The 14,382-nt window shown below is 65.3% G+C and carries 12 protein-coding genes and 4 pseudogenes; 8 read left to right on the forward strand and 8 right to left on the reverse strand.

Features of this window, described 5'->3' with window-relative positions; all coding sequences use genetic code 11:
- Together G3436_RS16475 and G3436_RS16480 are read right to left on the reverse strand one after the other, a co-directional pair.
- Positions 1-301, reverse strand: a 301-nt coding sequence (locus G3436_RS16475) for an MFS transporter (protein WP_163946975.1), incomplete at its 3' end; no start/stop codon positions are given.
- On the reverse strand, positions 279-902 hold the full coding sequence (locus tag G3436_RS16480; RefSeq protein WP_163946976.1) for a glutathione S-transferase family protein: 624 nt from the start codon (positions 900-902) through the stop codon (positions 279-281). The genes G3436_RS16480 and G3436_RS16475, both read right to left, overlap by 23 nt.
- Positions 903-1,050: 148 nt before the next feature.
- On the opposite strand from G3436_RS16480, the gene G3436_RS16485 reads away from it, so the two are divergent.
- On the forward strand, positions 1,051-1,368 hold the full coding sequence (locus G3436_RS16485) for a DUF2388 domain-containing protein (RefSeq protein ID WP_163946978.1): 318 nt from the start codon (positions 1,051-1,053) through the stop codon (positions 1,366-1,368).
- Positions 1,369-1,404: 36 nt separating this feature from the next.
- Here G3436_RS16485 and mrdA read toward each other — a convergent pair whose 3' ends face one another.
- Positions 1,405-3,297 carry a penicillin-binding protein 2 gene (mrdA, locus tag G3436_RS16490; protein ID WP_163946980.1) on the reverse strand — a complete coding sequence of 631 codons (1,893 nt, stop codon included), beginning with the start codon at positions 3,295-3,297 and terminating at the stop codon, positions 1,405-1,407.
- A 267-nt stretch (positions 3,298-3,564) separates the two neighbouring features.
- On the opposite strand from mrdA, the pseudogene G3436_RS16495 reads away from it, so the two are divergent.
- Positions 3,565-4,784: pseudogene (locus G3436_RS16495) on the forward strand (putative DNA modification/repair radical SAM protein).
- Positions 4,775-5,641: a TIGR03915 family putative DNA repair protein gene (locus G3436_RS16500; protein ID WP_163946998.1), complete on the forward strand. Its 867-nt coding sequence runs from the start codon at positions 4,775-4,777 to the stop codon at positions 5,639-5,641. The pseudogene G3436_RS16495 and the gene G3436_RS16500 overlap by 10 nt, the downstream one beginning before the upstream one ends.
- On the opposite strand, the gene G3436_RS16505 is transcribed toward G3436_RS16500, so the two are convergent.
- Positions 5,628-5,957: a DHCW motif cupin fold protein gene (locus G3436_RS16505; RefSeq protein WP_163947001.1), complete on the reverse strand. Its 330-nt coding sequence runs from the start codon at positions 5,955-5,957 to the stop codon at positions 5,628-5,630. The two genes, G3436_RS16500 and G3436_RS16505, sit on opposite strands and share 14 nt — an antisense overlap.
- A 261-nt stretch (positions 5,958-6,218) precedes the next feature.
- Here G3436_RS16505 and G3436_RS16510 point away from each other — a divergent pair, with 261 nt between their 5' ends.
- The gene (locus G3436_RS16510) at positions 6,219-6,749 is read left to right on the forward strand and encodes a glyoxalase superfamily protein (protein ID WP_163946984.1); all 531 of its coding nucleotides are present in this window, start codon (positions 6,219-6,221) and stop codon (positions 6,747-6,749) included.
- Positions 6,750-6,800: 51 nt separating this feature from the next.
- Here G3436_RS16510 and G3436_RS16515 read toward each other — a convergent pair whose 3' ends face one another.
- Positions 6,801-7,136, reverse strand: coding sequence for an ArsR/SmtB family transcription factor (locus G3436_RS16515; RefSeq protein ID WP_163946987.1), 336 nt, complete (start codon positions 7,134-7,136; stop codon positions 6,801-6,803).
- Positions 7,137-7,186: 50 nt separating this feature from the next.
- On the opposite strand from G3436_RS16515, the pseudogene G3436_RS16520 reads away from it, so the two are divergent.
- A pseudogene (locus G3436_RS16520) lies at positions 7,187-8,277 on the forward strand (NADH:flavin oxidoreductase/NADH oxidase).
- 25 nt (positions 8,278-8,302) lie between these two features.
- Here G3436_RS16520 and G3436_RS16525 read toward each other — a convergent pair.
- A complete protein-coding gene (locus G3436_RS16525) occupies positions 8,303-9,523 on the reverse strand; it encodes an MFS transporter (protein WP_163946989.1) in 1,221 nt (406 codons plus the stop codon).
- A gap of 103 nt (positions 9,524-9,626) precedes the next feature.
- Here G3436_RS16525 and G3436_RS16530 point away from each other — a divergent pair, with 103 nt between their 5' ends.
- Positions 9,627-10,505, forward strand: coding sequence for a LysR substrate-binding domain-containing protein (locus G3436_RS16530; protein ID WP_163946992.1), 879 nt, complete (start codon positions 9,627-9,629; stop codon positions 10,503-10,505).
- Here G3436_RS16530 and G3436_RS16535 read toward each other — a convergent pair.
- A pseudogene (locus G3436_RS16535) lies at positions 10,453-11,177 on the reverse strand (class I SAM-dependent methyltransferase). The gene G3436_RS16530 and the pseudogene G3436_RS16535 sit on opposite strands and share 53 nt — an antisense overlap.
- Before the next feature lie 54 nt (positions 11,178-11,231).
- On the reverse strand, positions 11,232-12,410 hold the full coding sequence (locus G3436_RS16540) for a GGDEF domain-containing protein (protein ID WP_163946994.1): 1,179 nt from the start codon (positions 12,408-12,410) through the stop codon (positions 11,232-11,234).
- A gap of 260 nt (positions 12,411-12,670) precedes the next feature.
- Between G3436_RS16540 and G3436_RS16545 the strand changes: the two are divergent.
- Both G3436_RS16545 and G3436_RS16550 read left to right on the forward strand, forming a co-directional pair.
- Positions 12,671-13,800 (forward strand): annotated as a pseudogene (locus tag G3436_RS16545) (saccharopine dehydrogenase family protein).
- 2 nt (positions 13,801-13,802) lie between these two features.
- The gene (locus G3436_RS16550; RefSeq protein WP_163946997.1) at positions 13,803-14,291 is read left to right on the forward strand and encodes a DUF2269 domain-containing protein; all 489 of its coding nucleotides are present in this window, start codon (positions 13,803-13,805) and stop codon (positions 14,289-14,291) included.
- The last annotated feature ends 91 nt before the right edge of the window (positions 14,292-14,382 follow it).

Below are 14,382 nucleotides of genomic sequence, written 5' to 3' on the forward strand. Positions count from 1 at the left end.
CCAGGTAGGCCAGGCCGACCAGCGCCGTGCCCCCCACCAGCAGGCGCTCGCGCCCCCAGCGTCGGGCTGCGCGGCTGGCCAGCAACTGGAAGCCGGCCATCGTCCCCGAGTAGGCGCCGCGCAGCAGCCCGACCTGGGCCAGGCTCAGGCCGAACTGTGCCTGCCACAACGGCAGCAGGACATAGATCACATCGGTCAGGCCATCATGCACCGCATGCGCACTGCAGCCGGCCAGCAGTGAGCGCCGGCGCAGCGAAGTGTCGTGGGTGAGTGCGGCGTCACGGGGTACCGTTTCTTCCATGGGCGACGAATCCTTTGCGCTCGGTGAGGCGCTCGTAGTAGGCCCGAACCGCTGGGAACTCCGGGTGCTCCAGCGGCGTTTCGAACCAGCGGTTGACCGACAGCCCGAGGGCAATGTCGGCCAGCGAGAAGTGCTCGCCGCTGACGTAGGCGCCGGTTGCCTGCAGTTGCCGGTCGAGGATCTGCATGTTGCGCGTCCAGCGCTCGCAGGCGCTGGCCAGGGCGGCCGGGTCCTGGTGTTCGGGCGAGTGACGCACCAGCGACAGGAACGCATAGCTCCATGCGCCGTTGAGGTCAGTGGCCTGCCAATCCAGCCACTGGTCGACCCGCGCGCGCAGCCTGGGCTGGCCGGGGTACAGGTGTTGCCCGTCGTACTGATTGGCCAGGTAGCGGATGATCGAGTTCGACTCCCACAGCACGAAGTCGCCGTCCTTGATCACCGGCACCATGGCGTTGGGGTTGAGTGCGGTAAACCCCGGCGTGTGCGTCGACTGAAACCCCGAGCCCCAGTCTTCGCGCTCGAAGGCGATACCCAGCTCGGCGCAGGTCCACAGCACCTTGCGCACGTTGATCGATGAGGCTTTGCCGAGTATCTCAAGCATGGGAATGTCCTGGCGGGGCGGTGGAAGGCTGCTGGCGATTGTCACCTCGCTGACGCGTTTGCGCCAGTGCGCGCAGGGAGGGGACGGAACTCTTGTTGCGCGCTGGCTATCCTATGGGATGTAGCTATTCCACTCTGGAGGCACCGTCATGCGTCGCATACTGCTGGTTTCTTCGCTTGTGCTCTGTCTGCCGTTCGGCACGGCCCTGGCCCGTGTGGATGCTGGCGATGTCGCCACGTCTGCCGGGGTGTCCGCTTCGCTGTACTCAACGTTCAAGGACGACAAGATCGTAATTCCGGCGCGCGATGACGCTTCTACCTTCATCGCCAGTGGCGGGGCCATCCGGGGCGTGTACCTGGAGTCGATGCTGCAGCGCATCCGCCAGCAGAACCCCGACCTGAAGGCGAGCGATGAAGAGCTGGCCAAGGCGATCCTCACGCAGGATGAGGTGGGGGCGGGGCGCTGACAGGCCTCTGCGCCCGGCACACAGGGGCCCGTACCGTCAGGCGTGCGGCACTGGCCCTTTGGCGGATGCACCCGCGTATTCGGGCTTGAGTCGACCCTGCGCATCCAGCAGGTAGGCATCCATGATCTCGCGCACCACCGGCCCGGCCACGCGGCCCCCCGCTTCACCGTTCTCGATCATTACCGCAACCGCGATGCCGGGGCGGTCCGCCGGTGCAAAACCCACGAACAGCGCGTTATCGCGGTGGCGCTCCAGGGTCTTGTTGCGGTTGTAGCGCTCGCCCTGCTTGATCGCCACCACCTGCGCCGTGCCGCTCTTGCCGGCAATCCGGTACTGCGCCCCGGCCGCTGCGGCACGCGCGATACCGCGTGGCGCGTGCATCACCATCTGCATGCCCTGGTTGACCTGATCCCATGCATGGCCGTCACGCAGCACGATGTTCGGCATCGGGTGGGTGTCCAGCGGCGCCACGTCGCCCACCCGCATTGCCAGGTGCGGGCGGTGCCAGACGCCCTTGCTGGCCAGCAGGCTGGTGGCCTGGGCGAGTTGCAACGGCGTCACTTGCATGTAGCCCTGGCCAATCCCGAGGATCAGTGTTTCACCCGGAAACCAGGCCTGGCGACGGTTTGCCCGCTTCCAGGCCGCAGATGGCATCAGCCCCGGGGCTTCCTCGAACATGTCCAGCGAGACTTTCTGCCCCAGGCCGAACTCGCTCATGTAGTCATGCAGGCGTTCCACCCCCAGCTTGTGCGCCAGGTCGTAGAAGTAAGTGTCGTTGGAACGCATGATCGCGCTGTACATATCCACCCAGCCATCGCCGCTGCGGTTCCAGTTGCGGTACTTGTGCTCATAGTTGGGCAACTCGTAGTAGCCGGGGTCGAATACCCGGCTGGCCGGTGTGATCACGCCGCTGTCCAGGCCGGCAATCGCCACCTGCGGCTTGATCGTCGAGCCCGGCGCGTACAGCCCGCGCAGTACGCGGTTGAACAACGGGCGGTCGATCGAGTCGCGCAGCGCGGCGTATTGGCTGAAGCTGATGCCTTTGACGAACAGGTTGGGGTCGAAGCTCGGGTTGCTGACCATGGCCAGCACCTCGCCGGTGGCCGGGTCCAGCGCCACCACCGAACCGCGTCGATCCCCCAGGGCGTTCTCCGCTGCCTGCTGCAAGTGCGCATCCAGGCTCAGCACGATGTTGGCCCCCGGTACCGGGTACTGGTGCTTGAGCACCCGCATGATGCGGCCCTGGGCGTTGGTCTCGACTTCTTCGTAGCCCACATGACCGTGCAACTGGGCTTCGTAGAAATGTTCGATGCCGGTCTTGCCGATGGACTGCGTACCACGGTACTCGGTGCTATCGAGCTGCTTGGCTTCCTTCTCGTTGATGCGCCCCACATAACCGACCGAGTGGGCGAAATGGGGGCCCATGGGGTACTCGCGAATGAACTGCGCCTCGACCTCCAGCCCTGGCAGGCGGAACTGGTTGACCGCGATCAGCGCGATCTGCTGCTCGGTCAGGCCGAACATCAGGGTTACCGGTTCGAAGGGCTTGCGCCCACGCCGCAGGTCTTTTTCGAAGCCCAGGCGGTCTTCCTCGCTCAGGCCCAGGATCTGCACCAGGCTGTCCAGTACCTGGGGCGTATCGCCAGCGCGTTCGCGGGTCAGGGTCAGGTTGAAACTGGGTTTGTTGTCGGCCAGCACTTCGCCGTTGCGGTCGTAGATCAAGCCGCGTTCCGGCGCGATGGGCAGCACATGCACGCGGTTGTTCTGCGACACGGCCGAATGGTAATCGTGCTGCACCACCTGCAGTACGTACAGCCTGCCTACCAGCACCGCCACCAGCGCGAGCACAAACACGGCACACGCCACCAGCCTGCGGTTGACCAGGTGGGTTTCTTTTTCGTGATCCTTGAGCGGAATCGGTTGCGGCATGTGCAGACTCTTGCGAAAGCGGGTACGTCGCGCTTATCGACCAGAGGCGCGGGCGGACGGCGATCCTACGCAGGGCGGCCGATGGTCTCAAGGTTGTGGGTGCGTCCGTGCGTGCCCGACAGCGTCTGCCGCCCTTTAATCGGGGGCCTGCGCGCACATGAAGAATTGTTCATGGGTTGCAGCGTCGGTGCGCGAACGACGACAGGCACTTGCATGCGCACTACGCTCGGAATACTGTATGGATAATCAGTACAGAGGCCTGCCCCCATGCAACTCATCGCCAAGCTCGGCATTCTTGCCGACGCCGCCAAATACGACGCCTCGTGTGCCAGCAGCGGTGCGCCCAAGCGCAGCTCGCGGGGGCGCGAGGGGCTTGGCGCCACCGACGGCGTGGGCATCTGCCACAGCTATACCCCCGACGGGCGCTGTGTGTCGTTGCTCAAGGTGCTGCTCACCAACTTCTGCCTGTACGACTGCCAGTACTGCGTCAACCGCCGCTCCAGCAATGTGCCCAGGGCGCGCTTCACGCCGGAGGAGGTGGTACGCCTGACCCTGGATTTCTACCGGCGCAACTGCATCAGCGGGCTATTCCTGAGCTCGGGCATCATCCGCTCTGCCGACTACACCATGGAGCAACTGATCCGGGTGGCGCAGTTGCTGCGCGAGGAGCACCAGTTTCGCGGTTACATCCACCTCAAGACGATTCCCGACGCCGACCCGCTGCTGATCGAAGAAGCCGGCCGCCTGGCCGACCGCCTCAGCGTCAACATCGAACTGCCCACCGAAGCCGGCCTCAAGCGCCTGGCCCCGGAAAAACAGGTCAGCACCATTCGCCAGGCCATGGGCACCATCCACCGCGGCCAGCAGGCCGTGGCGGGCGAGCTGAAGGCGCCGCGCTTCACCCCGGCGGGGCAGAGTACCCAGATGATCGTGGGCGCCGATGCCACCGACGACAGCACCATCCTGCTCAATGCCGAGTCGCTGTATCAGGGGTATGGGCTGCGACGCGTCTACTATTCGGCGTTCAGCCCGATCCCCGACAGCCCCAGCAGCGTGCCGCTGGCAGCGCCGCCGTTGTTGCGCGAGCACCGCCTGTACCAGGCCGACTTTCTCATGCGCGGCTATGGCTACACGGCTGGCGAACTGCTGACCACCTCAAGCAACCTGGCACTGGACATCGACCCCAAGCTGGCCTGGGCGCTGGCCAACCGCGAGGTGTTCCCGCTCGACGTGAACCGCGCCGAACCGGCGTTGCTGGCACGCATTCCGGGCATCGGTCTACGCAGCGTGCAGCGCCTGGTGGCACTGCGCCGTGAGCGGCGCATCCGCTATGACGACCTCATCCAGCTGCGCTGCGTGCTCGACAAGGCGCGCCCGTTCATCGTCACCAGCGACTACCGCCCGCCGCTGGCCGACATGCGCAGCAGCCTGCTGCATGCACGCCTGCGTGAGCCGCAGCGCCCGTGCAGATGGGGTTGTGGGGGTGATCGCGCTGGACTGCGACGACCACTTCGGCACCTGGCGTGACCAGGCCCGCGTGCTGCTTGGCCATGGCATCGACCCCACCGACGTGGTGTGGTCGAGCGGCCCGATGCTCGACCTGCTGGCCGTGCCTGCGGCGTTGCCGCAAGGGCCGGGCCCCTACCGCACGCGGGTGCCGGCGGCCTTGCTGGGGCAGTTGGAGCAGGCTGCGCGCTATCGCGGCGAGCAGCGCTGGAACCTGCTGTATGAAGTGCTCTGGCGCGTTGCCCATGGTGATCGTACCGCGATGCTGGCAGGCGATCGCCTGGGCAGTGAGCTGCAGCGGCGGATCAAGCAGGTCAGCCGCGAAGCCCATCACCTGCACGCCTTCGTGCGCTTCGTGCCATTGCCAGCGGGGTTGGCCGAACAGCTGCAACTGGACCTGGTGGCGTTTCACGAGCCGGCCCACGACATCCTCGAAAGCGCCAGCAGCCACTTTGCCGATCGCCTGGGCCGGCAGCGTTGGTTGATCGCCACCCCGCGCGATGGCATTCGCTTCGACGGCCAGGCGCTGGAGTACCAGCGCCAATGCCCCGAGGCCTGGCGCCAGTGGGCGTGCCACGCCGACGATCCGGGTGCAGAGCTGTGGCGCACCTATTACCGGCACACCTTCAACCCGGCGCGGGTCAACCCCGACGCCATGCGCCAGCACATGCCCGGGCGCTTCTGGCGCCATTTGCCCGAGGGGCCGCTGATTGCGCGGCTGGTGGGGCAGGCGCGGCAAGGCAAGCAACGCGACGGGCAGGCACCGGAGGTGGGGCAGCAGGGTGGCAAGCGCATTGCGCTCGGGGAGGGCCTGAGCGCGCGGCTCAATCGACAATGAACAGTTTCGCCCCGGTTGTCGTGAACGAGCGGTGCCCCTCGGCATCGTTGCCCACCTGGTAGCTCATGCCGGGTGTCAGGGTGAACTGGCGGCCGTCTTCCAGTTCGGTGTGCAACTCGCCCTCCAGGCACAGCAGCACGTGGCCGCGCCAGCACCAGTGGTCTGCCAGGTAGCCGGCGGTGTAGTCGACCATGCGTACCCGCGCCGAACCGAACTGGCGGGTGCGCCAGTACGCCATGCCAGTCTGGCCCGCATGCTCGGTGGGTGCGATCGTTGCCCAGTCGGTGGTGCCGAAGGAAATGCCTGCCAGGTCCATGTATGCCTCGTTGATCATGCGTGTGGGCCTGCACGCTAACCGGCAGGTGTTGCCGGTGCCAGACACAGATCGGTTGGATTTCTTGCATACAGATGCGTGCTCAAGCACGGCTGTGTATGATCGGCGCGGGCCGATGCTGCCTGCCGCTCGCTCCCGAAGGGAAAGGTGAAAGCATTGCAGTTCCCCCAGACACTATCGTTTCTCTTGAACGTCGAGGTTTGGCAATGCGAGCACCGGCAGACCTCGGCACCAGGAGCAATGATGATTTCACTCGAACACGCCAAGCAAATGGCCAAGCGGTTGCGCGCCTCGCTGGTTGCACGCAACCAGGACGTACCTCACGCCACGGCACTGGAACTGGTCGCCCAGCAACTGGGTTACAAGGACTGGAACACGGCGGCGGCGTTGCTGCCCGCCGAACGCCCCCAGCCGGCGGTGACCTTCGACAGGCCAATCCCCATCCTGCGCAGTTTCGACGAAACCAAGGCCCGCGAGTTCTACCTCGACTTCCTCGGGTTCAGCGTCGAATTCGAACACCGGTTCGAAGCCGACCTGCCGCTGTACCTGGGCATCAGCCGTAACGGCCTGCAGTTGCACCTTTCAGAACACCACGGTGACGCCAGCCCTGGCTCGACGGTGTTTGTGCCTATGTACAACATCGAGGCGCTGCGCGACGAGTTGCTCGCCAAGCGCTATGGCTACGGTCGCCCGCAGATCGTGCAGCAGGGGTGGGGCCAGGTGCTGGAAGTGCATGACCCGTTCGGTAATCGGCTGAGGTTCTGCCAGGGCTGATACGCTTTCGCGGGCCGGGTGACACGGCCTGCGAAGCGTTCCCGGATTTGCCTACTGCTGCGCCAGAATGCTGCCCAGCAATCCCGGGAAGCGGCTGTCCAGCGCTTGCTGGCGCAGCGAATTCATGTGCGTGGTACCGACGTTGCGGGTATGCACCAGGCCGGCGTCGCGCAATACACGAAAATGATGCGACATGCTCGATTTGGGGCGGCCCCCATCGAGCTCGCCGCAGGTGGCTTCGGCGACCCCGGCCAGGTAGCGCACGATCTCCATGCGCACAGGATCACTCAGGGCGTAGAGCAGGCGCTCCAGGGTGAGGTCTTCGGGATTGGGATGGGTATAGGTTCGCATGGGGCACATGATAACGGGGCTTCCATGAATTGCCATAGTTCGATTATGATCGAACTATCGAACCTAAGCCGCTTCCTGGAGTGATCATGTCTGCCTTGTTTCAACCTTACACGCTCAAAGATGTCACCTTGCGCAACCGCATCGCGATCCCGCCGATGTGCCAGTACATGGCCAACGACGGCCTGATCAACGACTGGCACCATGTGCACCTCGCCGCCTGGCCCGTGGTGGCGCAGGCCTGGTGGTGGTCGAGGCGACGGCCGTTGCACCCGAAGGGCGTATCACGCCGGGCTGCGCCGGCATCTGGAATGACGAACAGGCCCAGGCATTCGTGCCGGTGGTCAATGCCATCAAGGCGGCAGGCTCCGTGCCCGGCATCCAGATCGCCCACGCCGGCCGCAAGGCCAGTGCCAACATTCCCTGGGAAGGCGACGATCATATTGCCGAAGGTGACGCCAGGGGCTGGGAAACCCTTGCCCCCTCCGCGATTGCCTTCGGTGCCAACCTGCCGAACGTGCCGCGTGCCATGACCCTGGACGACATCGCCCGTGTTCAGCAGGACTTCGTCGAGGCCGCACGCCGCGCCCGTGACGCGGGCTTTGAATGGATCGAGCTGCACTTTGCACACGGTTACCTGGCCCAGAGCTTCTTCTCCGAGCACTCGAACCAGCGTACCGATGCCTACGGTGGCAGCTTCGACAACCGTAGCCGCTTCCTGCTCGAAACCCTCGCAGCCGTGCGCGAAGTCTGGCCTGAGCACCTGCCGCTGACCGCGCGTTTTGGCGTGTTGGAGTATGACGGGCGTGACGAGCAGACGCTGGCCGAGTCCATCGAGCTGGCGCGCCGGTTCAAGGCCGGTGGCCTGGACCTGCTCAGCGTCAGCGTCGGCTTTACCATTCCTGACACGAACATCCCATGGGGGCCGGCATTCCTCGGCACGATCGCCGAGCGTGTGCGCCGTGAAGCCGACCTGCCGGTGACGTCTGCCTGGGGTTTCGGTACGCCGCAACTGGCCGAGGGTGCGCTGCAAGCAGGTCAGCTCGACCTCGTGTCGGTCGGCCGGGCCCACCTGGCAGACCCGCACTGGGCCTACTTCGCAGCCAAGGAGCTGGGTGTCGACAAGGCGTCCTGGACGTTGCCAGCGCCTTACGCGCACTGGCTTGAACGCTACCGCTGATCGCCGCACACGCCTGGCGTCAAGGTCAGGGCGTGGCCGCCAGCGTGCGGCTGCGCCCGGACACCGCAGGGAACAGCGCCGCGGCGGCCAGTGCACAGCCCCCACAGAGCCCCCAGAGCATGCCCCAGCCCCAGTGACTGACGGCTGCAGTGGCGGCAACGGGCGTTGCGAACAGCACCAGAAACACACCGGTGTTGCCCATCGCCAATGCGGTACCGGCGCGTTGGATACCGGCCACCGCGGCCAGTTCGGCGTACGCCACACCATGCCAGACCGATGCCATCACACCGGCCACCAGCACGGCCGCAGGCAGCAACAGGGCTGTCGCCACAGGCGAGCTGTCGAGCAGCGGCACGGCAATCCCCAACCCCCCGAACGTCAGTGTACTCAGCACCGCACAGCCTTTGAGAAACGCCCGGCGGTTGTTTCTGCGATCGGTCCATCGCCCACTCCACAGGCGTCCGACAATGGCGCCGACCTGCACCAGGGCCAGTATGATCGACACGGTCATTGCGCCGACGCCCAGGGCATCATGGAAAAACACCGCAGCGTAGGTCAGCACGGCAAACTGCGGCACGCAGAGCAGGCTGATGGCCGCTGCACTGCGCCAGACCTGCCTGTCGCCCAGCGGGCTGGCACGCACGGCGTCGGACCGGGCCGGCACCACGGGCGGTTCGTGAATCCAACAGGCCACCAGGGTGAAGCCCATCAGGCAAAGCACTGCGCCCGTACCGAATACCGCCTTGAAGCCATAGGTCGATGCCAGCCACGGCATCAGCAGTGCCCCCATCGCATAGCCGCCCGGCACGGCGGTTTGTCGAATGCTCATGGCCAGGCCACGATCGCTCGCCTGGAACCACAGCATGATGGCGCGCCCGCTGGCGGCATTCACGCTGCTGCCCAGCATGCCCGCCGCACACAGCCCGATCGCCAGGCTTGTTGCGCTGGGCGCATGCGCCGCATCGGCGGCCAGCAACAGCAGCACCAGCGCCACACTGAGCAGGCCGGTCAGCAGCACGGGACGGTCGCCCCAGCGATCTGTCAGCAAGCCCCAGGGTATTTCGCTGATCGCCGTCCCCAGACCGAGAATCCCCAGCACCAGCCCCAGCTCGCTACCAGACAGTTGATAACTGCTGCGCAGGTACACCGCCGTCGCCGGAACGCCCCCCACCATGCAGGAGAAACAGGCGTTGGCCGCGACGCCGGCCCCCAATACTTTCCAGCGATGCTGCTTGCCCAATGACATCGATCCTCTCCTGGCGTTTTCATTGTGAGGCGCAAGCGTGTCAGGTAACCTTCGTCCCGAATATCAAGTTATTTTCAGAACGGTCCCGAAAAACAGGATGAATATGCGTCCCGTCAGTTTCGACATCGATGTGTTGCGCAGCTTTGTGTACGGGGTGCAATCCGGCAGTTTTGCGCTGGCCGCTGACAAGCTTGCTCGCTCTACTTCCGCCATCAGTGCGCAGATGAAGAAACTCGAAGCCCAGGTGGGTGAGCCCTTGCTGCGCAAGGCGGGGCGCGGGCTGGCCCTGACCGAGGCGGGGGAGCAGATGTTTGCCTACGCGCAGCGGCTGGTCAGCCTCAATGACGAAGCGGTCTTCGCCGTGTCACAGGCCTCCTTGCAGGGTTGGGTAAGCCTGGGCCTGCAAGAAGACCTCAGCGGGTTTCTGCCCTCGGTGCTGGGGCAGTTTGCCCGTGCACACCCCAAGGTACGGGTGCAGGCGCGCATCGCCCGCAACGCCGAACTGCTCAGCCGTCTCGACAGTGGCGCGCTGGATGTGGCCGTGGTCTGGGGCGAGGGTGATGGCCGCCCTGGCGAGCGGATCGCCGACCTGCCGATGCGCTGGATCGGATCGCAGGCGCAACCGGTGATGTGGACGGCAGGCGCAGCGGCTCCGTTGCCATTGATCATGTTCGACTCGCCCTGTCCGTTCTACGCCGCAGCGACCCGCTGCCTGGAAGCAACGGGCCAGACGTGGCAGGTGTCGTTCACCAGTTCCAGCCTGCAGGGGTTGAGCGCCGCGACGCAAGCGGGCCTGGGCTACACAGTGAGAACACGGCTGGGGTTGCCGGCGGGCAATCGGCTTGTGGACGAACAGGCTGCCGGGCTGCCGCCGTTGCCCTCCATTGCCCTGACACTGTGCTACCGACAGGCCCGGCACTCGGCCGTGGTCATGCGCCTGGCGAGCATTGTGTCCGAGGCGATCCAGGCGCAGTTGAGCTGAGTGACTGGCGCTGTTCGGCCACCATCAGCAACGATTGCGGTAGCCGGCTTTGCGGGTGCTGAGGCTCTTGCAGAACGGCCAGTCGCAATCCCGCCATGTCCAGTGCATTCAGCCAGCTGGACAGGGTGCGCAAGTACCACGGCATGGGTTGCCACTGCCCCTCCAGCCCGGCGAAGGTCTCTTCACGCCAACCATCCTGATAATGGCCGGCCGCGGCGGTCCATGGATGCAGCGTCTGAATCACCAGCGCACCGCCAGGGGCAAGCCGTGCGTTCAGTGAGGTGAGCAGAGGGATGATGTCCTGGTGCAGCAGGGCAAAGTTGGCGCAGATCAGGTCGTAGCCGCTGCCCACCTCCACGGTGGCGTTCACCAGTGCGTCATAACTGGCCAGGTGCACGGGCGTGCTGCCCGCCGCGCGTGCGGCCTCCACCAGGGTCGGGTCGCCATCCACCCCGACCGCCTCGATACCGCGCTGCGCCAGTGCACGCAACAGCCAGCCTTCGCCACAGCCAAGGTCAAGAACCGCGCGGGTTGACGGCAAAGAATGGCCAGCAGGATTGCCTGGTCGGTGACCTGGCGGCGGCTTTCGATGGCGCCGCTGCGCACCGCGTCGATCCAGGCGTGGGCATTCTGCTGCCAGCTGTGCAGCAGGGCAGTATCGGGGCTGGGCATTGCGTACTCCTTGGCAGGGCTTGAATTCAAAGGATAGGCCAGCCGGCCCACCCCTCAGTACGCCGCCAGCGTATCACCGCCCTCAAGGGTACGATCGACCAGGCGAATCCGGTTGCGCCCGCCACGTTTGGAGTCATACAGCGCGGCATCGCCTTGCTCGATCAGTGCAGCGAGGCTCGCCGGTGGCTGGTCGAACAGGTTGGCGCCGATGCTCAGCGTCACGGCTTCGGGGGTGGTGAACGTGTGCGAGGCCGTCTTGTGGAACTGCTCGCGCAGTGCGCCGCCCAGCGCCATCACCTGTTCGCGCGTGGCGTGGGTCAGCAGGATGATGAACTCGTCGCCCCCCAGCCGGGCCGCGAGCGCGCCATTGGGCAGCGCTGCACGAATCATCTCGCTCAGCGACACCAGCAGGCGGTCGCCCGCACTGTGCCCGTACAGGTCGTTGACCAGTTTGAAGTTGTCGATATCGATCAGCAGCAGGGCGCCGGGCCGTTGGCTGGACACGTCTTCCAGCACGCGCGGCGCACGCACCTCCAGCGCGCGACGATTGTACAAGGCGGTCAGCGGGTCACGTGCGGCCAGGCGCGCGATCTGCTTCTCGCGCCGGTAGCGCTCGGTGCCCGTCATCGACAGGGCGATCAGCATGATCGCCATCGCACCCTCTACCAACGAAATCTGGATGATCTCGCCGCGCAACGCGGCCAGGTCAATCAACGTGCCCGGCACCACCGCCGTGATCGCCTTGCCCACGTAGAACAGCCCGTGCAGCAGCAGGACGTAACGCAACTGCACCGCCCCGACGCTCAGCGATTTGCCGTGAGGGCGCAGCAACAGGCTGGCCCTGAGGGTCAACAACGCTACCAGCAATGAGTTGACCAGCAGCATCAGCCGGGACCAGGGGTGATCTTCGGGCAGCAGCAACAGGGCCAGCCAGGCGGCAAAGACCAGGTACCACGTGCGCGACAGGCGCGCATGGGTGAAGCGCGCGACGCCGAGCAGGAACAGCCAGTGGGCCGTTACCAACAGGCCATTGGCGAACCAGATGCCGATCAGCAGCATGCCGCTGCTGCGCAGCAGGGCGAGGGTCGAACCCACGGTGATCGTGGCGAAGCCGGCACTCCAGAACAGCAACGAAGGCTCGCGAATGCTGCGCCATTCGATTGCCAGGTACAGCGCGGCCGCAGCAGCGAGCGCAATCGTGATGGTCAACATGGTGGGTGGGTCGAGCGCCATGGTCGGGCTGGCCTGTCTGGTTCGAAGTCAAAGGGGTGGATTGTAAGTGTTTGAGTCGGATTTTCGCAGTGCCTGGCACGCGTATCCGCTCAGTGACTGCAATATTCATGCTTGCCTGGCGAGGCGGGGGCAGAGGCGGTCGGCGATGGACCTGTTCAGCGGGGGGATTGCGCAAATGCGCCATACAGGTGGCAGCCAGGACTGGCATCCTTGCGCCCGTCGAGGCAGCATTGCACCTTCATCACGTCAAGGACGAGCAAATGGCATTTCGGGTATTGGTCATCGGGGGCTACGGCAATTTCGGTAGTCTGATCTGCAATCATCTGGTGAAGATGCCTGAGGTCACGTTGTTCATCTCGGGGCGTGACAGCCGCAAGCTCGCGCAAAAGGCAGCCGAGCTGCAAGCGTTGGGCGGCAACTTCTGTGAAGGCTGGTGTATCGATGCCATGGCCGACGAAACCGTTGGCAAGCTGCGTGAGGCGGGTATCCAGCTGGTCATCCATACGGGCGGCCCGTTCCAGAACCAGTCGTACGCGGTTGCGCGCCACTGCATCGAGGCGGGCGTGCACTATTGCGACCTGTCGGATTGTCGTACCTTCGTCACCGGCATTGCCACGCTGGATGCCAGCGCGCAGGCGGCGGGGGTGTGCGTGTTGAGCGGGTGCAGCTCGGTGCCGAGCCTTTCCTCGGCCATCATCGACCAGCACCGTGCACGGTTCTTGCGCATCGACACCATCGAGCATGGCATCACCTCGTCTGCCCGGATGCCGGGATTGTCCACGGTGCTGGGCGTGCTGGCCTATGCCGGGCGGCCGATCCGGCAGCTCAAGGACGGCCGGGTGCATGAGGTGCCGGGCTGGATGGACCTGACACTGCGCCGCATGCCTGGCCTGGGCACCCGACTGCTGGCCAACGTCGATGCGCCCGATATCGACGTGTTCGCCACGCGCTACGCGGCGCGTACCTTGCGCTTCAAGGCAGGCTCGGGATTGAAACTGGGGGGTGTGGCCAACTACCTGCTGGCGTGCGCGATCCGTGTCGGGCTGGTGCGCGACCCTGCTGCCTGGGCTGTGCGGCTGCATCGCTGGGGGACGCGTTTCGAGCGATTCGGCGATGGCAAAAGCGCGATGTACCTCGACGTGAGCGGGGTTGATCCTGAGGGGCAGCCGTTGCAGATGCACGCGCAACTGACGGCCTTGAACAACAAAGGGCCGGAGATTCCGAGCTGTGCCGCCGTGGCCCTGGCGGCCAAGATGGCGGGGGGGGTACCGGCCGTTGCCGGGGGGCGCGTGCCTGTGTTGGAGAGATCGACGTGCAGGAGTACCTGGCGGCGATCGACGAGCCGGCCAACATCCGCCTGGATGTGCACTTCACCTGTGCGAAGGCTTGAGCATGCTGTACCTCACGTTGAAATACCTGCACGTCATTGCGGCGATCTTCCTGTTCGGGTTCGGCATGGGCTCCTACCTGTACCTGATTGCGGCCAGCCGCACTGCCAACCCTGATGTGATTGCGCAGGTGGCCAGGATGGTGGTGCGTTACGACACCTGGATCACCACCCCGGCGGGGTGTGTGCAGGTGATTACCGGTTATGCGCTGGTGAGGGTGTCGGGGTTGTCGCTGTTGACCGATTGGGTGTTGTCGTCGCTGGTCGTATTCGTGTGTGTGGGTGCGTTGTGGTTGCCGGTGCTGGTGTTGCAGAAGCGCCTGGAGCGCATGGCGGTGGCGGCGGTGGCGGGTGGTGTGGCGTTGGGGGCGCAGTTTCAGGCGATCTACCGTGCGTGGTTCTGGATGGGCGTGGCGGGGTTCCTGGGCATGTTCGTGATTGTCGTGATGATGGTCAGCAAGATGACGGTGTTGCAGCTGTGGCGGATGGTGTGAGGGCGGACCCTGCAGGCGATGGCGCGTTGCAACACATGTGGGCGCTACGCTGCGACGACTCGCCTTGACCCGCGAAGCGCCGCGCGGGCGG

This window comes from Pseudomonas brassicae (assembly GCF_010671725.1).
Taxonomy (GTDB): domain Bacteria; phylum Pseudomonadota; class Gammaproteobacteria; order Pseudomonadales; family Pseudomonadaceae; genus Aquipseudomonas; species Aquipseudomonas brassicae.

Bases quoted from the DNA above. Each gene is read 5' to 3' on its own strand.
- G3436_RS16550 (WP_163946997.1), top strand. From the start codon at position 13,803: ATGCTGTACCTCACGTTGAAATACCTGCACGTCATTGCGGCGATCTTC.
- G3436_RS16510 (WP_163946984.1), top strand. From the start codon at position 6,219: ATGATTTCACTCGAACACGCCAAGCAAATGGCCAAGCGGTTGCGCGCC.
- mrdA (WP_163946980.1), bottom strand. From the start codon at position 3,297: ATGCCGCAACCGATTCCGCTCAAGGATCACGAAAAAGAAACCCACCTG.
- G3436_RS16485 (WP_163946978.1), top strand. From the start codon at position 1,051: ATGCGTCGCATACTGCTGGTTTCTTCGCTTGTGCTCTGTCTGCCGTTC.
- G3436_RS16505 (WP_163947001.1), bottom strand. From the start codon at position 5,957: ATGGACCTGGCAGGCATTTCCTTCGGCACCACCGACTGGGCAACGATC.
- G3436_RS16480 (WP_163946976.1), bottom strand. From the start codon at position 902: ATGCTTGAGATACTCGGCAAAGCCTCATCGATCAACGTGCGCAAGGTG.
- G3436_RS16515 (WP_163946987.1), bottom strand. From the start codon at position 7,136: ATGGCAATTCATGGAAGCCCCGTTATCATGTGCCCCATGCGAACCTAT.
- G3436_RS16540 (WP_163946994.1), bottom strand. From the start codon at position 12,410: ATGGCGCTCGACCCACCCACCATGTTGACCATCACGATTGCGCTCGCT.
- G3436_RS16530 (WP_163946992.1), top strand. From the start codon at position 9,627: ATGCGTCCCGTCAGTTTCGACATCGATGTGTTGCGCAGCTTTGTGTAC.
- G3436_RS16525 (WP_163946989.1), bottom strand. From the start codon at position 9,523: ATGTCATTGGGCAAGCAGCATCGCTGGAAAGTATTGGGGGCCGGCGTC.